At 68.7% G+C, this 22,274-nt stretch carries 14 protein-coding genes; 8 read left to right on the plus strand and 6 right to left on the minus strand.

All coding sequences use genetic code 11. From position 1 onward, the window contains the following. Window positions 1-39: 39 nt before the first annotated feature. The gene (locus tag ABH935_RS10355) at window positions 40-1,512 is read right to left on the minus strand and encodes a lectin (protein WP_370377599.1); all 1,473 of its coding nucleotides are present in this window, start codon (window positions 1,510-1,512) and stop codon (window positions 40-42) included. A gap of 454 nt (window positions 1,513-1,966) precedes the next feature. On the opposite strand from ABH935_RS10355, the gene ABH935_RS10360 reads away from it, so the two are divergent. Further along, the gene (locus ABH935_RS10360; RefSeq protein ID WP_370377600.1) at window positions 1,967-3,421 is read left to right on the plus strand and encodes an arabinofuranosidase catalytic domain-containing protein; all 1,455 of its coding nucleotides are present in this window, start codon (window positions 1,967-1,969) and stop codon (window positions 3,419-3,421) included. Between the two features lie 26 nt (window positions 3,422-3,447). Here the strand turns inward: ABH935_RS10360 and ABH935_RS10365 are convergent, their stop codons facing one another. After that, window positions 3,448-4,203, minus strand: coding sequence for a FadR/GntR family transcriptional regulator (locus tag ABH935_RS10365; protein ID WP_370377601.1), 756 nt, complete (start codon window positions 4,201-4,203; stop codon window positions 3,448-3,450). A gap of 208 nt (window positions 4,204-4,411) precedes the next feature. Here ABH935_RS10365 and ABH935_RS10370 point away from each other — a divergent pair, with 208 nt between their 5' ends. The 3 genes from ABH935_RS10370 (at window position 4,412) to ABH935_RS10380 (ending at window position 10,416) form a co-directional block, all read left to right on the plus strand. Continuing rightward, a complete protein-coding gene (locus ABH935_RS10370) occupies window positions 4,412-6,817 on the plus strand; it encodes a ricin-type beta-trefoil lectin domain protein (RefSeq protein WP_370377602.1) in 2,406 nt (801 codons plus the stop codon). A gap of 114 nt (window positions 6,818-6,931) precedes the next feature. Next, window positions 6,932-8,362 (plus strand): arabinofuranosidase catalytic domain-containing protein, encoded by a 1,431-nt coding sequence (locus ABH935_RS10375; RefSeq protein WP_370377622.1) that lies wholly within the window; start codon window positions 6,932-6,934, stop codon window positions 8,360-8,362. 65 nt (window positions 8,363-8,427) lie between these two features. Continuing rightward, window positions 8,428-10,416: an alpha-L-fucosidase gene (locus ABH935_RS10380; RefSeq protein ID WP_370377603.1), complete on the plus strand. Its 1,989-nt coding sequence runs from the start codon at window positions 8,428-8,430 to the stop codon at window positions 10,414-10,416. A gap of 156 nt (window positions 10,417-10,572) precedes the next feature. Here the strand turns inward: ABH935_RS10380 and ABH935_RS10385 are convergent, their stop codons facing one another. Next, window positions 10,573-11,475 (minus strand): aldo/keto reductase, encoded by a 903-nt coding sequence (locus ABH935_RS10385; RefSeq protein ID WP_370377604.1) that lies wholly within the window; start codon window positions 11,473-11,475, stop codon window positions 10,573-10,575. Then, a complete protein-coding gene (locus tag ABH935_RS10390; protein ID WP_370377605.1) occupies window positions 11,472-12,041 on the minus strand; it encodes a TetR/AcrR family transcriptional regulator in 570 nt (189 codons plus the stop codon). Before ABH935_RS10390 ends, ABH935_RS10385 begins: the two co-directional genes overlap by 4 nt. A gap of 163 nt (window positions 12,042-12,204) precedes the next feature. On the opposite strand from ABH935_RS10390, the gene ABH935_RS10395 reads away from it, so the two are divergent. Next, window positions 12,205-13,221: a LacI family DNA-binding transcriptional regulator gene (locus ABH935_RS10395; RefSeq protein WP_370377623.1), complete on the plus strand. Its 1,017-nt coding sequence runs from the start codon at window positions 12,205-12,207 to the stop codon at window positions 13,219-13,221. A 68-nt stretch (window positions 13,222-13,289) separates the two neighbouring features. Here ABH935_RS10395 and ABH935_RS10400 read toward each other — a convergent pair whose 3' ends face one another. Next, window positions 13,290-14,735 (minus strand): alpha-L-fucosidase, encoded by a 1,446-nt coding sequence (locus ABH935_RS10400; RefSeq protein WP_370377606.1) that lies wholly within the window; start codon window positions 14,733-14,735, stop codon window positions 13,290-13,292. Next, entirely contained in the window at window positions 14,735-16,231 is a 1,497-nt protein-coding gene (locus ABH935_RS10405; protein ID WP_370377607.1) for a glycoside hydrolase family 43 protein, read from the minus strand. The genes ABH935_RS10400 and ABH935_RS10405 overlap by 1 nt, the downstream gene beginning before the upstream one ends. A 362-nt stretch (window positions 16,232-16,593) precedes the next feature. Between ABH935_RS10405 and ABH935_RS10410 the strand changes: the two genes are divergently transcribed. From ABH935_RS10410 to ABH935_RS10420, 3 genes are read left to right on the plus strand one after another with little or no spacing between them, the layout of a single operon-like run. Beyond that, entirely contained in the window at window positions 16,594-17,604 is a 1,011-nt protein-coding gene (locus ABH935_RS10410; protein WP_370377608.1) for a LacI family DNA-binding transcriptional regulator, read from the plus strand. Between the two features lie 32 nt (window positions 17,605-17,636). Beyond that, window positions 17,637-19,709 (plus strand): TIM-barrel domain-containing protein, encoded by a 2,073-nt coding sequence (locus ABH935_RS10415; RefSeq protein ID WP_370377609.1) that lies wholly within the window; start codon window positions 17,637-17,639, stop codon window positions 19,707-19,709. 31 nt (window positions 19,710-19,740) lie between these two features. Beyond that, on the plus strand, window positions 19,741-21,954 hold the full coding sequence (locus ABH935_RS10420) for a prolyl oligopeptidase family serine peptidase (RefSeq protein WP_370377624.1): 2,214 nt from the start codon (window positions 19,741-19,743) through the stop codon (window positions 21,952-21,954). Window positions 21,955-22,274: the final 320 nt, after the last annotated feature.

The raw sequence follows: 22,274 nt of genomic DNA on the forward strand, positions 1-22,274 counted from the left end.
CACAGATCTTGCGGAAGGACACAGACCTGGCGAAAGGTCCTAGCCGAGGGTCCATCGCTGGTTGCTCTGGCCGTTGCAGGTCCACAGCAGGACGAGCGCGCCGTTGGCGGTTCCGGCGCCGCTGACGTCGAGGCAGAGTCCTGATTGGACGCCGGTGATGGTGCCGTTGGAGTTCAGGTTCCACTGCTGGTTCGGCTGGCCGTTGCAGGGCCAGATGATGACCTTGGTGCCGTTGGTGGTGCCTCGGCCGTTGGCGTCGAGGCAGTCGGTGGTGCCGGAGTCGGTGACGGTGAGCTCGCCGGTGGAGTTGTGGGTGAAGCTCTGGTTGCTCTGGCTGTTGCAGTCGTAGATCTGCACCTGCGTGCCGCCGGTGGTGCTGGAGTTCGGCACGTCCAGACACTTCCCGGCACCCACCGCGTGCAACGGGGAGCCGTTCGGCGGCGGAGGCGTGGTGCCGCCGCCCAGAGCGGTCGCCGTGGCGTTGTAAGCGGGCTTGGGCTGGTCGTTCTGGTCGTACATGGTGGCCGCGCCGTAGCCGGGGAAGGTGCCCGGGATCCAGGAGTGCGCGTCGTCCACGCCCCACTGCGAGACGCCGACGCAGCGGCTGACGGCAAGGCAGTCCTTGACCACGGTCGAGTAGTCGGTGGCCTGCTGCTGAAGGCTCGACGAGCTGGCCGGGAGCTGGATCCGGTCGTCGAGCTCGGTCACCGCCACGTCCAGGCCGAGCGCGGCGAAGCGCTGCATGTTCGCCAGCATGCTGGACGGTACCTGCCCGACGATGAAGTGGCTCTCGAACCCGATGCCGTTCAGCGGCACGCCCTGGGCCAGCAGCGACTTCGCCAGGTTGTACATGCCGTCGCTCTTGGCGCCCTCGCCCTCGATGTTGTAGTCGTTGAGGTAGAGCTTGGCGTTGGGATCGGCGGCGTGCGCGGTGCGGATGGCGTCAGCGATGTAGTTCGAACCCATGGCGTTGTAGAAGACGTCCTGGCGGAGGCTGCCGTCTTCGTTGAAGGGCTCGTTGACGACGTCCCAGGAGTAGACCTTGCCCTTGTAGTGCGTGGCCTCCGTGGTGATGTGCGATTCCATCACGCCTTGGACCTGGTTCGAGGGCAGGCCGCTGACCCACCCGGGCAGCTGGCTGTGCCACACCAGATTGTGCCCGCGCACCCGGGCGTTGTGCGCCTGGGCCCAGGAGACGATCTGGTCTCCGGGCCCGAAGTTGTAGGAGCCGTTCGACGGCTCGGTGGTGTCCCACTTCATCTCGTTGCCCGGCGTCACCATGTCGAACTGGGCCCCGGCGATATTGATCTCGCCACTGACGTTCAGGTCGCCGTCGGTCAGCGCGGTGCCGAAGTACCGGTTCTGCGCTTCGGCCAGGCTGCGCAGCGATGTCGCCGCAGCCGCCGGCTGGGCTGCGAGGGCCGCCGCGACGGGGACCGCCAGGACGGCCGCGGCCGCCACAGCCAGGCCGCGGGCAAGACCACGACGTGCCGGGATTGCTTTGTGGATCATCAAGAACTCCGCTGGTCGGACATGACTGGGGAGCAGCTCGCGATGATCGGCCCGGCATCCGTGGTGGGCGAAGCTGCGAGTCACACGAAAGCCCGGATCGGGCAGTGGTGTCAACAACAATCAGCCAGCGTCGCGAAGCGACTCCATAACGGGTGGTGGTGGGCGACGGGTGGGAGAAAGTTTCGTAGTCGCGCTGTAACAACGTGACTGGTCATCAGAGAGCTCTTGACAGAACACTCAACGTGCAGCACCGTCTACCGCCGAGACACCCCCGCACCATCCGCTCGGTCGAGCGATGAACGCGGGCCGAAATGTTAGCGCTAACATTCCGCCGCTTCGGACCGGCAGCCGAAGGCGTCGGAGGGCAGCGCCCCTCATCACCACGAGTCGCGTTCAAGGAGCTCAGATGACACACCGTGCACTGCTATCCGGAAGACCGCCCGCTCGTCATCGAATGCGAGCGCTAACATTCCTCGCGGCAGCGCTCCTGCTCGTGGCCGGCGTCGTGGCGACCGGGATGGCCAACGCCACTCCGGCCCGCGCGGCGACCACGGGACCCTGCGACATCTACGCCTCCGGCGGCACTCCCTGTGTGGCCGCGCACAGCACGACACGTGCGTTGTACGGCGCTTACAACGGTTCGCTGTACCAGGTGCGGCGCTCCTCGGACAACGCCACGGCGAACATCGGCGTGCTCAGCGCCGGAGGCTTCGCGAACGCCGCCGCGCAGGACTCCTTCTGCGCCAACACGACGTGCGTGATCACCGTGATCTACGACCAGTCGGGGCGGGGTAACAACCTGACCCAGGCGCTCGGCGGCGGGGCCGCGCCCGGCGCGGACAACCTCGCGGTCGCGACCGCCGCCCCGGTCACACTGAGCGGGCACGCGGCCTACGGCGTCTTCATCCCGGCCGGTACCGGCTACCGGGACGACTCCACCAACGGCATCGCCACCGGCGACAACCCCGAGGGCGAGTACGCCATCTTCGACGGCACGCACTACAACGGCGGCTGCTGCTTCGACTACGGCAACGCCGAGACCAACAACAACGACGACGGCAACGGCACCATGGAAGCCATCTACTTCGGGAACATCCGAGTCTGGGGCTACGGCTCCGGAAACGGCCCGTGGATCATGGCCGACATGGAGAACGGCCTGTACTCCGGCCAGAACGCCGGCTTCAACGCCAACGACCCCAGCATCAGCGACCGGTTCACCACCGCCATCATCAAGGGCGGCGCGAACCAGTGGGCCATCCGCGGCGGTAACGCGCAGTCCGGCAGCCTGTCCACGTTCTACTCCGGCCCGCGCCCCAACGTCTCCGGCTACAACCCGATGCGCAAGCAGGGCGCCATCATCCTGGGCACCGGCGGCGACAACAGCCGAGGCTCGGACGGCACCTTCTACGAAGGCGTCATGACCTCCGGCTACCCCTCCGACGCCACGGAGAACGCGGTTCAGGCCAACATCGTCGCAGCGGGATACTCCACCGGCGGCACCACTCCTCCGCCGAACGGCAGTCCATTGCACGCGGTCGGCGCGGGCAGGTGCCTGGACGTCCCGAACGCCACCACGACCGGCGGCACGCAGGTGCAGATCTACGACTGCAACGGCCAGAGCAATCAGAGCTTCACGCACAACTCCACCGGTGAGCTCACCGTCACCGACTCCGGCACCACCGACTGCCTCGACGCCAACGGCCGCGGCACCACCAACGGCACCAAGGTCATCATCTGGCCCTGCAACGGCCAGACCAACCAGCAGTGGACCCTCAACTCCAACGGCACCATCACCGGAGTGCAATCAGGCCTCTGCCTTGATGTGAGCGGCGCCGGAACCGCCAACGGCACCCTGGTCCAGCTGTGGACCTGCAACGGCCAGAGCAACCAGCAATGGACCCTCGGCTGATCGGAGACGACCCGACCGCCGCGAGCTCAGCCGAACAGGCGACGCTGAATCTCGCGGCGGTAGTCCTCCAGCGTGTTGTCGATGTGGACGGCGGCCGCCCGCGCCGCGGCGTCGGGGTCGCCGTCCCGGATCGCGTGGAAGATCGCGGTGTGCTCGGCGACCGCCTCCGGCGCGTGGCCGCCGAGCGTGCCGTGCAGCCCGATGATGCTGGACTGCCGTTGCAGCCGGCGGGCCTCGCGGACCGAGGCGACCAGGAACGCGTTGTGCGACGCGGCGGCGATACCGAGGTGGAAGTCGTCGTCGCCGCGGTCGAACAGCTCCGTCCGGCCGCTCATGTGGCCCTCGCGGCACAGGTCGGCCGCGGTCTCGATGGCCTGCAGATCGGCCGGGACGGCCCGGGTCGCGGCCAGCCGGGCGGCCTCGGTCTCCTGGATCCGGCGGAACTCGAAGAGCATGTAGACGTGGTCCAGGTCGGTCGGCAGGAAGAAGCCGCCCCGGCCGGCCGAGCCGAGCATCCCCTCGTCGTCGGAGACGTAGAGGCCGCGGCCCTTCTGCGCGCTGACCCGGCCGAGCGCGGAGAGGATCTTGACCGCCTCCCGGACCACGGTCCGGCTGGTGCCCAGTTGCGCCGCGAGCTCGTTCTCGGTCGGCATCCGGTCCCCCGGCCGCAGGCCGGACTCGGCGATGAGCTCCAGGATCCGCTCGGCCGCGAGCTCGTAGCCCGGCCGGTAGGAACCGCTGCCCGGACCGCCGTCCGCGTCGTGCGAAGTCAGGCTCACCATGCCGGAGAACATACACCTCGATCGAAACGTCCACGCGATGTGTATGACTCATAAAATCCGCCAGCCACTCACCAGCAGGTGAATACGGCAGCGTTAAAGAATCTTGACGATAAGCATGCTCATTCTCTTGACGGGGCAGGCTCCTGGGACTCTGATGAGGGATCAAAGTCAGACACATTTCCCCACGTTCTCACAGCGAGGAAGGACCATGATCCCAAGCATCCGCCGACGCGGCGGCTCCCCCCGCCCTGCGATCCTGGCGGCGGCCGTCACGCTCGTCACGGCCGCCTTTGGCATACCGGCGGTATCCCACGCCGTGACCGCCGCCACCCTGTACGTCTCCCCCACGGGCAGCGGAACCGCCTGCTCGGCCGCCGCGCCGTGCTCGATCACCCAGGCACAGTCCTCGGTGCGGTCGATGAACTCGAACATGAGCGGCGACATCGTCGTGCAACTCGCCGGCGGCACGTACCGGCTGTCCGCGCCGCTGGTCTTCAACGCCTCCGACTCCGGCACCAACGGACACAACGTCATCTGGCAGGCCGCCTCCGGCACGTCGCCGGTGCTGTCCGGCGGCCAGCAGGTGTCCGGCTGGACGCTGCACGACTCGGCGAACAACATCTGGTCGGCGCCGGTGGCCACCGGGTCCGACTCCCGGCAGCTCTACGTGGACGGCGCGCTCGCGCCCCGGGCCGCGATCCCGATCTCGCGCAGCGACGTGCAGATCACCACCAGCGGCATGACCATCGCGAACTCGGCCCTGGACTACCTGGCCACGCTGCCGGAGCAGAACCGGATCGAGCTGGAGAGCCAGAACTCGTTCACCGACCACTTCGCGCCGGTGTCGAGCATCAGCGGCACCACGATCGCGATGCAGCAGCCGTCCTGGAACAACAACAACTGGGGCTACGACACGCTGGCCAAGCCCTTCGCCGGCGGCCAGATGTACTTGGAGAACTCGTACTCGTTCCTGAAGAACGCCGGGCAGTGGTTCCTGGACCCGCAGGCCGGCCAGCTGTACTACAAGGCCGCCTCCGGCCAGTCGCCGAGTAGCCACGACGTCGAGCTCCCCCGCCTGACCTCGCTGATCCAGATGAGCGGCGGCTACAGCGCTCCGGTCTCCGACATCTCGTTCCAGGGCCTGGCGTTCGAGCACACCACGTGGCTCGGGCCGGGCAGCTCGGTCGGCTACGCGGACCAGCAGACGGGCACGTTCCTCACGAAGCAGTACAACCAGCCGTCAGACTTCCTGTCCTCCTGCCAGTCCGGCTGCCAGCTGTTCGAGGCCACCCGCAACGGCTTGGGCCAGGTGCCGGGTGCGGTCCAGGTCTCGGCCGCGTCGAACATCTCCTTCAGCGGGGACACGTTCACCCACCTCGGCCAGGTCGGGCTCGGCATCGGCAACGACTCGGCCTCCACCGCCTCCGGCGTGGGGCTCGGGGCCTCGGGTGTCACGGTCGACCACGACACGTTCACCGACGACTCCGGCGCCGGGATCGTGGTCGGCGGCGTGCAGCCGGACGCACACCACCCGTCCAACACCGCGATGACCGACCAGAACGTCACCATCACCAACAACCTGGTGACCGGCGTCGCCGAGGACTACAAGGACATGCCCGGCATCCTGTCGACGTACGCCACACACACCGACATCGAGCACAACGAGGTGTCGAACCTGGCCTACGACGGCATCGACGTCGGCTGGGGCTGGGGCATGAACGACCCCGGCGGCAGCCAGGACTACGTCAACCGCGGCACGTACAACTACCAGCCGATCTACACCACGCCGACCACGCTGAAGAACACGGTCGTCAGCTACAACAAGGTGCACGGCACCAAGAAGGTCTTCCACGACGGCGGCAGCATCTACAACCTGTCCGCCAACCCCGGCGGCGTCATCGACGACAACTACATCTACGACAACCAGAACACCGTCGGCCTGTACCTGGACGAAGGCTCCCGGTATCTGACACTGACGAACAACGTCGTGCAGGACACCGGTGTGTGGGCGTTCACCAACGCCAACTCGAACAACAACACGAACGACAGCACCTTCTCCTACAACTGGTACAACTCCGGCGCCACGAACGTCGCGACCGGCTCCCCGCACAACAACGTGCTGACCGGGAACACACAGGTGAGCGGCGGCTGGCCCAGTGCCGCGCAGCAGGTCATCAATAACTCGGGAGTCTCCGGCGGCACCACTCCTCCGCCGCCGAACGGCTCCCCTCTGCACGCGGTGGGCGCAGGGAAGTGCCTGGACGTCCCGAACTCCAGCACCACCGGCGGCACACAGGTGCAGATCTACGACTGCAACAGCCAGAGCAACCAGAGCTTCACCCACAACTCCACCGGCGAGCTCACCGTCACCGACTCCGGCACCACCGACTGCCTCGACGCCAACGGCCGCGGCACCACCAACGGCACCAAAGTCATCATCTGGCCCTGCAACGGCCAGACCAACCAGCAGTGGACCCTCAACTCCAACGGCACCATCACCGGCGTCCAATCAGGCCTCTGCCTCGACGTCAGCGGCGCCGGAACCGCCAACGGCACCCTGGTCCAACTCTGGACCTGCAACGGCCAGAGCAACCAGCAATGGACCCACAGCTGAGCTCCGGTTTCCCGATACCAGGTCGAATCGATTCGAGAACTGTCACATCTCGGAGGTGAAACAGTGTTCAGATCCATCCTCACAGGAGTCCGCAGACCCCTGCGCCCGGTGCTGATGCTCGCGTTCGCGGCCATCCTGGCCGTGGCCGGGATGCAGGTCGGGGCGACGACGGCGCGCGCCGCGAGCTCGCTGCCCTGCGACGTCTACGCCAGCGGCGGCACGCCCTGCGCCGCCGCGTACAGCACCGTGCGCGCGCTCTACGGCTCGTACAACGGGCCGCTCTACCAGATACAGCGGTCGTCGGACGGCAGCCACCTGGACGTCGGCCTGCTGGCCGCCGGCGACTACGCCAACGGCGCCGCGCAGGTCTCGTTCTGCGCCAACACCAGCTGCACCATCACCAAGCTCTACGACCAGACCTCGCACCACAACGACATGCCGATCTCCTCGGGCGGGTTCTGGCACGGCCCGGGCCCGAACGGGTCGGACGTCGGCGCGGACGCGATGGCGCTGCCGGAGACCGTGAACGGGCACCAGGTGTTCGGCGTCAAGGTCCATCCCGGTGTCGGCTACCGCATCGACAACACCAACGGCGTGCCCACCGGATCGCAGCCGGAGGGGGTCTACATGGTGACCTCCTCCAGCTACTTCAACTCGCAGTGCTGCTTCGACTTCGGCAGCGCCGAGACCGACCACAGCGACGACGGCAACGCGACGATGAACGCGATCGAGTGGGGCAACGCGTGCTGGTTCGGCGGCTGCACCGGGCCCGGGCCGTGGGTGGAGGCCGACCTGGAGAACGGCATGTACAGCACCAACACCGGGCCGAACACGGCGAACAACCCGGGTGTGAACCATCCGTTCGTGACCGCGTTGGAGAAGAACAACGGGACGTCGAACTTCACATTGAAGAACGGTGATTCGACCACCGGCGGCCTGACCACGACGTATTCAGGGCCGCTGCCCAACAACTATTCGCCGATGAAGGTGCAGCCGGACGTCGAGCTGGGCACCGGCGGCGACAACAGCAACGGCGGCCAGGGCGAGTTCTTCGAGGGCGCCGTCACGACCGGCTACCCGTCGGACGCGACCGAGAACGCGGTGCAGGCGACCATCACCAGCGCCGGCTACTCGGCGCCGGCTCCGCCGCCCGGCGGCGCGCTGCACGCGGTCGGCGCGGGCAAGTGCCTGGACGTCCCGAATGCCACCACGACCGGGGGCACGCAGCTGCAGATCTACTCCTGCAACGGCCAGAGCAACCAGACGTTCGCTCACACCTCGGGCGGTGCGCTCACCGTCACCGACTCCGGCACGACCGACTGCCTCGATGCCAACAACAAGGGCACCACGAACGGCACGAAGGTGATCATCTGGCCCTGCAACGGCCAGACCAACCAGCAGTGGAACCTCAACTCCAACGGCACCGTCACCGGGGTTCAGTCCGGTCTGTGCCTGGACGTCAGCGGCGCTTCGACCGCCAACGGCGCGCTCGTCCAACTCTGGACCTGCAACGGCCAGAGCAACCAGCAGTGGACCCTCGGCTGACCTTCCCCCAAACCGCCGGGGCGGCGCTGAGGGAACGCCGCCCCGGCACCTCGAAGGGACCCTCCATGTCCTCCTCACCTTTCCCCGTCAGCCGTCGCACTCTCCTCACCGCCGGAAGCGCCGGCGCGGCCGCCGCCTTCGGCCTGCTGCGCTTCGCGCCCTCGGCCTCGGCGACCGCCGGTCCGCAGAACTACACTGCGTCGTGGTCCTCCGTGGATCAGCACCCGCCGACGCCGGAGTGGTTCCAGGACGCCAAGTTCGGGATCTACTACCACTGGGGCGCGTTCTCCGTCCCGGCCTTCAGCAGCGAGTGGTACCCGCGCAACATGTACAACCCGGGCTCGATCGAGAACCAGCACCACATCGCCACCTATGGGGACCCGTCGGTCTGGCCGTACCACAACTTCATCCTCGGGGCGTACGACAAGGCGGGGAACTACACGAAGTTCGCGCCGAAGCTGACCTCGGCCGGCGGCAACTGGGATCCGAACGCCTGGGCCCAGCTGTTCAAGGCCGCCGGGGCGAAGTTCGCCGGTCCCGTGGCCGAGCACCACGACGGCTACTCGATGTGGAACAGCCAGGCCAACGAGTGGAACTCGGTGAAGACCGGCCCGAACCTGGACCTGGTGGGCCTGCACGCGCAGGCGATCCGCGGGCAGGGGCTGAAGTTCATGACGTCGCTGCACCACGCGTACCACTTCCTCGGTTACTACCAGTACGTTCCGCAGCAGTCGACCGCGACGCTGCAGAAGCTGTACGGGCAGATGGGCTCGACTGCGGAGAACCAGCTCTGGTTCAACAAACTGGTCGAGGTGATCAACGGCTACCAGCCGGACATGATCTGGCAGGACTTCGACCTGAACAACGTCCAGGAGTCCGAGCGCCTGGCGTTCCTGGCGTACTACTACAACCAGGCTGTGACGTGGAACAAGGACGTCGTGGCCACGTACAAGGACGGCTTCGACACCTCCGGCGAGGTCTTCGACTTCGAGCGCGGAGGGCCCGGCGGCCTGCTCACGCCGTACTGGCTCACGGACGATTCGATCTCCTCCTCCAGCTGGTGCTACACCGTCGGCATCGGGTACTACACGACGCAGGCGCTGCTGCACGCGCTGATCGACCGGGTCGCCAAGGGCGGCAACATGCTGCTGAACATCGCCCCGATGGCCGACGGCACCATTCCCTCCGGCCAGCAGACCATCCTGCTCGGCATGGGCGACTGGCTCGGCCGGTTCGGCGAGGCGATCTACGCGACTCGCGCGTGGAGCTCCTACGGCGAAGGGCCGACCGCGATGGGTGGCGGGTCGTTCTCCGGGCCGAAGGCGGGCACGCCGCAGGACGTCCGCTTCACCCGGAGCAAGGACAACACGGTCCTGTACGCGACGGCGCTGGGCTGGCAGGGCGGCACGATGACGGTGACCACGCTGAACTCCAACCAGATCAATCTCAGCACCCTGGTCTCCGCTCAGCTGCTGAACAACGCGGCGGGCGCGTACGTCAACCTGCCCTCGCCGGTTCAGGACGCGGGCGGCCTGCACTTCACGATGCCCTCGTCCAATCCCCCCTTCAGCGCCCTGGCCTACACGGTCAAACTGACGTTCTCCGGCCAGATCCCGACCCTGGGCACAGGCCCGGTCCCCACCGGCTGGGCGAAGATCGTCAACGCCACCACCGGCCTGGTCCTGGACAGCGGCGGCACCGTGGCCTCCGGCTCGAACCTGAAGCAGTGGAACTACGACGGCAGCACGAACCTCCAGTGGCAGCTGGTGCCGCTCGGCGGCGGCTACTACCGGATCGTCAACAACACCAACGGCATGGTCGCCGACAGCTGGGGCGCCACCGCCAACGGCGCCCCGGCACGCCAGACGACGTGGAACGGCGGCAACAACCAGCAGTGGAGCCTGACCAGCGCCGGCAACGGCCGCTACCACATCGTCAACCGCGGTACCGGCACCGCGCTCGACGGCGCGGGGAGCACGGCGGCCGGGTCGACGACGGTCATGTGGAGCCCGAATTCGAGCACGAACAACGAGTGGACGATCGTCGCTGTGTGAGTGCGAAAGCCGCTCTGAATCAGCACCCGCACACAGCACGAGCGCCACACAAGGCTGCCGGCGGCGGGAGGGCCAGGTCCCGCCGCCCGCACGTTTTCACGCGGTCAGCCGAGCTCCCGGCGCTGGTCGGCCTGGCCAACGGCGCCGCTTTCATGATCAACCGAGAGGGACTTCGTTGGAGCGGGTCTCGACGGCGTCGAGGGCGGCCAGGGTCGCGCCATCGAGCGTGATCTCGCTGACCGCCATGTTGGCCTCCAGGTGGGCGGCGTCGGCGGTGCCGGGGATGAGGAGCACGTGCGGAGCGTGGTGCAGGAGCCAGGCCAAGCCGATTTGGGAGGGCGTGACGCCCAGCGACTCGGCCGCAGCCCGGACGGCCGGTTCCTCGGTGACCTTCGGCAGGCCTGGGAAAGCCCCTCCGAGCGGGAAGAACGGTACCCAGGCGATGTCCTCGGCCGCGCACAGTCCGAGCATGTCCTCGTCGTCGCGGGAGGCGAGACTGTAGGCGTTCTGCACGCAGGCGATGCCCGCCGGCAACGCCCGGCGAAGGCCGTCGATAGTGACGCTGCTCAGGCCGATCGCGCCGATCTTGCCCTCGTCCCGCAGCGCGACCATCACCGCGAGCTGGTCGTCGAGGTCGACGACCTGGTCCCCGGCCGGACGCAGGCCCGGGCCGGTGTCGAGGCGGCGCAGGTTCACCAGCGGGAGCCGGTCCAGTCCGAGGCCGCGCAGGTTGTCCTCCACACTGGCGCGCAGCTGCTCGGGACGTTGCGCCAGGCGCAGCGGCATCGGTCCGCCGGGGTCCGGGTCGGCACCGACCTTCGTGGCGACCAGGACGTCGTCCCGGGAGCCCACCACCTCGCGGATCACGGCGTTCGCGAATCCGAAGCCGTAGAACTCGGCGGTGTCGACGTGGTCGACGCCCAGCTCGACCGCGCGGCGCAGCAGAGCGACGGCCTCGTCGCGACGGTCGTGGAGGCGCTCCAGCTGGAGGGCGCCGTAGCCGACCCGGAAGACGGTGCGGCCGGCGAGCGAAGCGGTGGAAGCCGTCGAAGCGCTCATGAATCAGTCTCCTCGGTGGGTTGCCGCAAGGCGGTGTGCAGCATTTCGGCCAAGTAGCTCGACGAGATCTGGTAAGCGATCGGCGCGGCGCGCTCCCGAGCCTCGACCGGTTCTAGGCGTTCCACCTTGACCAGCCACGCCGTGACACAGTCGTGCACCATCGCGCGCAGCCGGTCGACCATGTCGACGACGACGCCGCGGATCGCAGGGTCCGTGGTCGCCTCGCCCCAGACCTGCACCGCGACCCGGGCTTTGACCTGGTCGAGGCCGGCGTTCAGGGACGCCAGCAACGCCTCGGGGCCGGGCGGGGCGTCGCCGGCGGCGTACTCGCCGAGCACCTCGGCGTGTTTGGCGAGCGCCGCGCGGGCCGAGGCCTGGATCAGCTCGGCTTTGTTGCGGTAGTGGGTGTAGATCGAGCCCGCCGAGAGACCGGACTCCGCAGTGATGTCGGCGATCGAGGTCCGTTCCAGCCCGTTGCGGCCGAAGCAACGGACTGCGGCGTCAGTGATCTGAGCACGCCGCAGTTCCTTGCGGGCGTCGGTGAGTCGTGGCACCACGCCTCCCATGCAAAAAGAATACTTGCTCTGTTTGTCGAGTCACGACACTAGCAGAGCCGCGCTGAGCACCAGTGCGAGCAACTTTCTTTCCCCACCGGCGAAACTTTGCAAGGATGCCACAACCGTGGTGTATGAATAGGGCGTGGCGGACGAGGAGAGGCAAGTGACGGACCTGGGAGGACAGCGCGAGCGGGGCTCCGTGACCATCGCGCACATCGCGGAGACGGCGGGCGTGTCAGTGCCGACCGTGTCCAAGGTCCTCAACGGCCGGTCCGGAGTGTCCGACCAGACCCGGGCGCGCATCGAGGAGCTGATCGAAAGCTCGGGCTACCGCAAGCCGCCGGCCAAAGGCAACGACATCCTGGAGCTGGTGTTCCACGAACTGGCCGGCATGCAGGCGGTCGAGGTCATCCGCGGCGTCGAGCAGGTCGCACGCAAGCACCGGTTCGGCGTCGTGATCTCCGAGTCCGGCCCGGCCGCCGCCACCGCCACCGCCGTGGACGACCTCGTCGAGCGCCGCCCGCGGGCCGTGCTGGCAGTGGCCCGGCTGCCCGAGACCGAACGCGACCTGCTCACGACCCGCGGCATCCCGTTCCTGGTCCTGGACCCGACCACCGAACTCCCGGACGACGTGCCCTTCGTCGGCGCCACAGACTGGCGCGGCGGCCAGACCGCCACCCGGCACCTCATCAAGCTGGGCCACCGCCGCATCGCCGTCATCACCGAACCAGACCTGCTGCCCTGCCGCGCACGCCTGGCCGGCTTCCACTCCGCAATGCAAGCCGCCAGCCTCCCCGCGGAGCCGGACCTGATCGTCAACGCCCCACTGACCCGCGAGGACGGCCACACCGCCGCACTCAGCCTGCTGACACGCAACGACCGCCCCACCGCGATCTTCGCGTCAAGCGACCTGCAAGCACTGGGCGTCTACCGCGCAGCCCGCGAGGCAGGACTACGCATCCCGCAGGACCTCAGCGTCATCGGGTTCGACGACCTACCGGTCGGAGCATGGGTGGAACCGCCACTGACCACCGTGCACCGGCCCCTGGCCGAGATGGCCGCGACCGCCGCCGAACTCGCACTGACCCTGGGACGCGGCGAGCAACCGACGCAGACAGGGGTGGAGATGGCGACCACGCTAACTGTGCGGGAGAGCACCGCGCCGCCGGCAGCGACGGCAGCAGGCTGACACTCTCACCACGCCGTGCGAGGCTGAGGTTGTGGCCACGGCGCACACTATTGCGCCGAACGTCTCCGTCAGGATCCTGCCGGCGTCACCCGCAGCACCGGCATCGCCAGTACCGCGCCGCGTTCCGGCAGCCGCACCGTCAGCTCCCGCGGGCCGCGTTCGAACTCCAGCGGGTCGGGGTGGCCGAGCAGGTGCACGGATCCGACCTCCTGGGTGTAGAGCGTCAGCTCGCGGCCGAGCGAGCGTATGTGGATGCGGCCCTCGTTGGCGCCGCCGAGGGCTGTCACGTAGAGGTGCTTGTCGCGCGTGGTGAAGCGGAGGTCGGCGGGGCCGTAGGCGGGCTGGTCGTTCTCGGTGAACTGGCCTTCTTTCATGCGTGAGGGGCCTTCGCCGTAGACGAGCCAGGGGCGGCTGGCGTAGATCGCCTCGCCGTTGCGTGCGAGCCAGGCGCCGATCTCGCGCAGCAGGCCGGCTTCGTGCTCCGGGATGCTGCCGTCGGCCTTCGGACCGATGTTCAGCAGCAGGCAGCCGTTCTTGCTGACCACATCCACGAGGAAGGCCAGCAGGTCGGTGGCGCTCTTGTAGTCGTGGCCGTCGACGTGGCCCCAGGACGTGCGCGAGACGGCCGTGTCGGACTGCCACGGATCGGGCCGCAGTTCGGCGCTCGCACCGCGCTCGACGTCGTAGATCGCGGTGCCGGGGGCGAACGCGTCGTGCTTGTACGCGAGCACCGGTCCGCGCCCCCAGGACGCGGCCTTGTTGTAGTAGTAGGCGGCGAGCCGCGGCAGGTACGGCTTGAACGCGGGCTGCTGAATCCACCAGTCGAAGTACAGCATCTGCGGCTGGTAGCGATCGACCAGCTCCGCGGTGCGTGCCAGCCAGTCCTCCAAGTACTGCGGGCTCGGCGGCAGCTCCTGCGGCTGGGCCGGCCCGTAGAGGTCGGCGTGGCCGCCAGCGCGCACGTCGGAGTCGAACCCCATCCCGCCGTTCATGAACCACCAGTGCTCGGCGCGGTGGGTGGACACGCCGAACACCATCGACTGCGCGCGCACAGCAGCGGCGAGCTCGCCGATCACGTCCCGCTGCGGGCCCATGGCCACGGCGTTCCACGGGTTGAGGGCGGTGTCGTACATGGCGAAGCCGTCGTGGTGTTCGGCCACCGGGACGACGTACTGCGCGCCAGCCTCACGGAACAGCGCGGCCCAGCCGTCGGCGTCGAAGTTCTCCCCGGTCAGCTGGGGAATCAGATCCTTGTACCCGACCTTGTCCTGCGGACCGAACACCTCGCGGTGGTGTACGTACTCCGGGGAGCCCTCCACATACATGTTGCGCGGGTACCACTCGTTGCCGAACGCCGGAACGCTGTACGGGCCCCAGTGGATGAAGATCCCGAACTTGGCGTCGCGGTACCAATCCGGCACCTGGTACCCGGCCAGCGACTCCCAGCTGGCGCCGAACGGCCCCTCCCCCACGGTCTGGTCGAGGGCACGCAGAATCTCGGGCACGGTCGTCATCAGAGTCCTCCGGAAACATAGTCGAACCAGTCGAAGCGCACGGACCCGGCCGTGGCGTACATGCCGATGACCCGGCCGGTGAAGCCGCCGGCCACTTCGGTGGACAGGTAGCGGCCGTCCAGGTCGGCGGCCAGGACCGTCGCAGACCCGCCGTCCGGCTCGGCCACCGCGAAGGACACGGTGTCCGGCCCGCTCCGTGCGTCCTCGGCCTGCTTCTCGTCGATCCGGACGCTCAGCACGAGCGGCCCCGCCGCAACCGCCCGCGACGCCACGACCGTGCGCAGCGGCCCGATCCGGGCCACGACCCGCAGGTCCCCCTCGCCGGTCTCGATCTCGTAGTGATGGTGCTCGTCGAGCCGGACGACCAGCCCGCCCCGGCCGGCGGATGCGTCGATCAGGACATCCGCCCGGCAGGTCGCATGCTGCTGGCGGCGGCCGACGAAGACGACGTCGGAGGCGTCCAACGAGGCGCCACGGGCGCGCAGCGTCAGCCAGCCGGACCGCTCGGTCGTCGTGCAGAACTCCTCGGGCCGGTCCCGCAGCGAGATCCACAGCGGTCGCAGAGCACTGTCGTCGAAGTCGTCACGGACCGGCTCGTCCACCTCCTCCCGCAACGGCCAGGGGATCTCGGACAGGTCCGAGACCACCTCACCGACGACCGGCCAGCCCTCGACCCACTCCACCGGCGCGAGGAAAGTCTCCCGGCCCAGGACGTGCCACCCGGGGGTGCCGCCGCCCGGACGCACGCCGAGGAAAACCGTCCACCAGGACCCATCAGGGCCCTGCACCAGGTCGGCGTGGCCGGTGTTCTGCACCGGGTGCTCCTGGCCGCGGTGCGTCAGGATCGGGTTCGCCGGGCACGCCTCGAACGGTCCGGTCGGCGCCGGCCCGCGCGCGATCGACACGGCGTGCCCGCGCTCGGTGCCGCCCTCGGCGATCATCAGGTACCAGTACTCGCCGATCCGGTACAGATGCGGCGCCTCGGGGGCCTTCGCGCCGCGCGTTCCCGACCAGATCCGGTGCGGTTCGCCGAGGGTCTGCCCGGTGTCCGGGTCCAGGCGGACCTGCGAGACCCCCGCGACCGTGCACCAGCAGGTGCCATCCTCGTCCCAGGCCAGGTCCGGGTCGATGCCGGGCACCCCGGGCAGCATCACCGGCTCGGACCACGGCCCGGCCGGGTCGGTCGCGGTGACCAGCAGGTTGCCGCCCCCACCGCTGGCGTTGGTCGTGATGAGCCAGAAGCGGCCGTCGTGGTGGCGCAGCGTCGGGGCGTAGATCCCGCCGGAGGACGAGGCCTGCGTCAGCCGCAGCTGGCTCGGCCGGTCCAGCGCGTTGCCGATCTGCCGCCAGTGCACCAGGTCCCGGCTGTGGAAGACCGGGACCCCGGGGAAGTACTCGAAGCTGGAACACGCCAGGTAGTAGTCCTCCCCGACCCGGCAGACGCTCGGATCGGGATGGAACCCGGGCAGGACGGGGTGCGGTGCGGTGTCGCCCACGGTGGCAGCAGCCTTTCGCCGGAACGTTTCTAGGAAAGTTTCTAGGATTGTGTGCCGATAATTTCTCAGGCACGCTAGCCGGGTGCCGAAGCGTCGGTCAACGCCCTGCGCGAGAAATCCGTCGAAGCGCTTCGATATCGTCCTGGACAGGCTACAGCCGCCGACGATACGCTTCCAGAGCACGATTCAGACGCAGTCGCGAGACCTGGCGTCGAAGCGCTTCACCGGCACCCGCCATCACCGGGTGCCGCAACCGCGCGCCGGCGCGCCGGCACGCCGATCCGCCGCCCGGTGCGGCAGTTCCCTTATCCACACGGCCCGCGTCCGCCGACACCGTCCGGACGCGGCCGCCAGGAGGACCCATGGTGACCATCGCCGAGGTCGCCCGCCAAGCGGGCGTCTCGTCGTCGACAGTTTCCTATGTGCTGTCGCGAAAACGCTCCATCTCCGAGGACACCCGGCGCAAGGTGGAGGCGGCGATCGCGGAGCTGGGGTACCACCCGCACGCCGGCGCCCGTGCGCTGGCCTCGAACCGCTCCAACACCCTGGCGCTGATGGTGCCGCTGCGCAGCGACATGTACGTGCCGGTGATCATGGAGATCGCGATGGCCGTGACCACCGAGGCCCGCGAGTTCGGGCAGGACGTGCTGCTGCTCACCAAGGACGAGGGCACCGGCGGCGTGCGCCGGATCTCCGGGAGCGGCGTGGCGGACGCGATGATCCTGATGGACGTCGAACTCGACGACGACCGAATCCCGGTTCTGCGCGAGACCGACACCCCGGCGGTGCTGATCGGGCTGCCCGCCGACGCCGCCGGCCTGACCTGCGTCGACCTGGACTTCGACGCCACCGGGGCGGCGTGCGTGGACCACCTGGCCGACCTCGGCCACCGCGACGTCGCACTGATCGGCGAGAGCGAGGCCGTCTACCGCCGGCACACCGGCTTCGCCGCCCGGACGCTGGCCGGGTTCCAGCGCCGGGTCGCCGAGCGCGGGATCCGGGCCGTGCACCGGCCGTGTGAGGGGACGTATGAGTCCACCGCCGGGGTTCTGGCGCGCATTCTGGAGGAGCGGCCGAGCACGACCGGATTCGTGGTGCAGAACGAGGCGGCGATCGCGCCGTTGTTGAGCCTGCTGCGGCTGTCCCGGCGGCTGGTGCCGGAGGACGCGAGCGTCGTGGCGATCTGCCCCGATCAGGTCGCGTTGCAGTCCTCGCCGCGGTTGACGAGTGTCTCGATCCCGGCGCAGGTGATGGGCCGATACGCGGTGCGTCAGGTGATGACGCAGTTGGAGGGGGATCGGCGGTCGTCGCTGATGCTGCTGCCGCCTTTGCTCACCGTGCGCGAGTCCAGTGCGGCGGCTCCGGCTTCCTAAGGTTTCCGTGTCTTGAAAGGTGTGCTGTAGCTGTGTCTGAAGAGAACCCGCTGGCCTCGCTCGCCCACGAACGAGGCGAGTTCCGCCGCACCGCCGCTGGTCTGGAGTGGACCGGGCGGTCCGAGACGCTTCTCATCCAGGCTTGGGGGCCGGACTCGGTGCGGGTCCGTGCCAAGGTCGGCGGTCCGATCCTCGACGGCTTGCCCGGAGCTCTGCTCGATGAGCCGGTGCAGGATGCAGCATCGGCGTTGGCGTCGGCAACGGCATCGGCAACCGCGTCGGAGGTGGCGATCGGGGCCGCCGAGGCGAGCGTCGTCAACGGGGCGATCACCGCCACGGTCTCGCTGACCGGCCGGATCCGCTTCACCAGGACTGCCGACGGCTTCGAGCTTCTGGCCGAGCAGGACGCGCACTTCTGGTGGCCCGGGCCGCGGCTTCGCACCGCGCACGGCAACGGGTACGCGCGCCTGGAGCAGCGGTTCGCCGCGTATCCGGACGAGAAGCTGTTCGGCCTCGGGCAGCACCAGCACGGGATGCTCGACCAGAAGGGGGCGGTGATCGAGCTCGTCCAGCGCAACTCCGAGGTCTCGGTGCCGTTGCTGGTGTCCTCGCGCGGGTACGGGTTCCTGTGGAACAACCCTGCGATCGGGCGCGTGGAGCTGGCCGCCAACGGCACGCGGTGGGTCGCCGACAGCGCGCGGCAGCTCGACTACTGGGTCACCGCCGGTTCGGCCGCCGACGTCCAGCGGCGGTACGCCGACGCGACCGGGCACGTGCCGATGCTGCCGGAGTGGGCTGCGGGGTTCTGGCAGTGCAAGCTGCGCTACCGCTCGCAGGAGGAGTTGTTGGCGGTCGCGCGGGAGTACCACCGGCGCGGGCTGCCGTTGGACGTGATCGTCGCCGACTTCTTCCACTGGACGCATCTGGGCGAGTGGCGTTTCGACCCGGCCGAGTGGCCGGACCCGGCGGCGGCGGTGAAGGAGCTGGCGGGGTATGGCACGCGGCTGATGGTGTCGGTGTGGCCGTCCGTCAGCCCGCTGTCGGAGTACCACGCGGAGATGGAGCGCCGCGGGCTGCTGATCGGGACGGAGTTCGGGCCGGTCGCGCACGCGGACTGGCCGGACAAGGGGATCGACAAGACGGTGCAGGTGGCGTTCTATGACGCGACCAATCCGGACGCGCGCGCCTTCGTGTGGGAGAAGGTGCGCGACTCGTACTTGGCGATCGGCGTCGAGGTCTTCTGGGCGGACGCCTGCGAGCCGGAGATCAAGCCGGGCTACCCGGCCAACCTGCGGTACTACGCGGGTGCTGGATTGGAGGTCGGCAACATGTATCCGCGGGAGAACTCGCGGATGTTCTATGAGGGCATGCGGGCCGAGGGCCGCGCGGACGTGGTGACGCTGAACCGGTCGGCGTGGGCCGGATCGCAGCGGTACGGCGCGATTCTGTGGTCTGGCGACATCAATACGGACTTCGGCACCTTCCGCCGGCAGATCGCGGCCGGGCTGAACACGGGCCTGAGCGGGATACCGTGGTGGAACACGGACATCGGCGGGTTCCACGGCGGTGATCCGCGGACGGCGGAGTATCGCGAGCTGATGGTGCGGTGGTTCCAGTTCGGCGCGTTCAGCCCCATCTTCCGGCTGCACGGCCTCCGGCGGCCCTCCGAGCCGTTCGGGCCATCGATGACCGGTGCGCCGAATGAGATCTGGTCCTACGGCGAGGAGGCCGAGGGGATCATGGCGGACTACATTCGGCTGCGGGAGCGGCTGAAGCCTTATCTCCTGGAGGCGATGCGCGAGGCGCATGACAGTGGTCTGCCGCCGATGCGGCCTTGCTTCTTGGAGTTTCCGGGGGACGCGCGGGCTTGGGAGGTGGACAGCGCGTACATGTTCGGGCGGGATTTGCTGGTGGCGCCGGTGTTGGAGGCGGACGCGCGGGTTTGGGAGGTGTACCTGCCGGCGGGGGCTTCGTGGCGGGACGCGTGGACTGGTGAGGAGTATGAGGGTGGGCGGACGGTGACGGTTGACGCGCCGTTGGAGCGGATTCCTTTGTTCTTGCGTGATGGGGCCGAGTTGCCGATTGTGGCTCCGGAACTCGGCTGACACTGGGGCGTCGGTGCGACAGGATGGCCGGATGCCTCATGCCGCAGCGGGCCCGATTGCTGAGTTGGCTGACGTGCTCACCGCGGAGGTGGTGGTGGACATGGCCGTACCTGTGACGCCGGCCATGTCGCCGGACGGTCGGTTGGTCGCCTACGGTGTGGTCGCGAACAGCGGAGCGCACGGATATCCGCACAGTTCTGTCTGGGTCGCCGCCGCTGATGGCAGTACAGCCCCGCGTAGGTTGACCGATGGCACGGCGCACGATGGCTCGCCGAAGTGGGCGCCGGACTCGGCTTCGCTGTTCTTCACCTCCGACCGGGAGGAGCCTGGCTTTGCTCAACTTCAGCGGATCCTTATGGACGGCGGCGAGGACATCGCCAAAGCGGAGTCTCTGACCACGTGGCGCGGGGGCATCTCTGACTACTTCCCGCTGGCTGACGGCCGCACCGTCGCGTTGCTCGCAGAAGACGAAGGTCTTGAGGCTGGGGGTGACGACCCGAAGGTCTGGGGCCGGCACCTTCCGGTCACCCGGCTGCGCCTGCTCGACTTGGTGAGCGGCGTGGTTCGCGCCGTGGAGGGGCTCGGGGATCGGCATGTGGTGGGGCTGAGTCAGCGTCCGGACGGCGGGCCGTTGGCGGTGCTGAGCTGGGCGACGCCTGAACTCGATCCCGGTGTCATGACGGCAAGACTGCATCTGGTCGCGCTTGGAACGGGCACCGTCCGAGACCTCGGCGCCGTTGGGTTCGAGGCCCGGTCGCCGGTTTGGTGGGTCCACGGCGGCGAATGGCATTTGGCACACCTGGCGGTGACTCCTGGGTGCTTGGTCGGCGGGGTCGCGGTGCTTGATATGGTTCCGCCTGAGGTCGGCGGGGTCGTGGTGCTCGATACGGTCCCGCTTGAGGTCGGCGCGGCCGTCGAACAACGCAATCTCACAGCAGGAATGGCTGTCTGCCCCGCCGAGCTGGTGCAGATCGGAGGCGGGGCGCCGTTGGCGCTGTTTGCCGACGGGCTCGATACTGCGGTGTATCGGCTCGATCCGTCCTCGCTGCGGTTCCGGCGGTTGTTCAGCGCATCCGGCGTGCTTGCCGGCCTTACCGCTAGTCACTCCGGTCTGGACGTCGCTGTGTTGATGAGCACCGGGCTCAAGCCTAAGAATGTCTACGCGGGACCCCTCGGCGGGCCGCTGCTTCGGCTCAGCGACACGAGTCCCGAACTGCGCGGGATCCGTTGGGGAGTTCAGGAGCGGCTCAGCTACCAGGCCTCTGACGGGCTCCAGCTGGACGGCCTGCTGATCCTGCCGGTGGGGCGGGCGCGGGACGAGGGGCCGTTTCCGCTCGTGACGTTGGTGCACGGCGGGCCGTACTTTCGACATGCCGACGAGTTCACGCTCACGGTGGTCGACTGCGGACAGTGGTTGGCTAGCGCTGGATATGCGGTCTTCTTGGCCAATCCTCGGGGCGGATCGGGCCATGGCCATGAGTTTGCTGCGGTGGTGGCTGGCGCGGTTGGGGGCGGGGGCGGCGGTTCGGTCGGCGGCGGGGGTGGCAGCACGGTCGGCAGCGGGGGCAGCGGCGGTTCGGTCGGCCGCGCAGGCGGCAGCACGGTTGGCAACGCGGGCGGCGGCGGCGGGGGCGGCGGCGGTTCGGTCGGCAGCGCGGGCGGCGGCGGTTCGGTCGGCAGCGCGGGCGGCGGCGGGGGTGGCGGCGCAGGGGGCAGCGCGGTCGGCGGCGCGGGAGGGGGCGGGGAGTTCACCGACATCCTCGCCGGCATCGACCTGCTGGTCGCCGAGGGCGTGGCCGACCCCGAGCGCCTGGGCATCTCCGGCTGGAGCCACGGCGGTTTCATGGCCGCCTGGGCCATCGGCCAGACGGAGCGGTTCAAGGCCGCCATCATGGGCGCCGGCATCAGCGACTGGGGCATGCAGGCCGGAACCGGCGAGTGCGGCGTCATCGACGCCGCGCTAGGCGGCAGCACCGGCTGGAACGGCCCCGGACCGCACACTCACGACCGGAACAGCCCGATCTCGTACGCATCCCGAATCCGCACACCAGTCCTGATCCTGCACGGCGAGCAGGACACCAACGTGCCCCTCAGCCAAGCAGTCCACTTCCACCGCGCACTACGCCACTTCGGCGTCGAGCACGAGCTTGTGGTCTACCCCCGAGAGGGACACGGGCTACAGGAGCGCGCGCATCAGATCGATGTGTTGGGGCGCATTCGGGGTTGGTGCGATCGGTGGGTGTAGCGGTAGCGGTAGCGGTATGGCGGGCGATGATGCTTGGTGTGTGGGTGTCGGGGGCGGTGTCGGGCTAGGTGCGGTTGGTGCGTGATTTACAGGCGATTTTTACGGCTTCGCGCAGGGGTTGATGACCTCGCGGGAGGACGCAGTTCGTTTGTGCGACTCGTTTCGCGCTGGCGGCCGCCGGTTTTCGCTGGCACGACCACGCGGCGGTTCAGGCTTCTGCGGCAGTGCGCTGGCGGCTGGCGGTTTTCGTGGGCAAGACCGCGCGGCGGTCCGAGTCACTGCGCATGTCGTAGGCGGCAATCGTCGTGCGTGGTGGGCAC

Origin of the sequence: Catenulispora sp. GAS73 (assembly GCF_041262085.1) — a bacterium.
Lineage (GTDB): Bacteria > Actinomycetota > Actinomycetes > Streptomycetales > Catenulisporaceae > Catenulispora.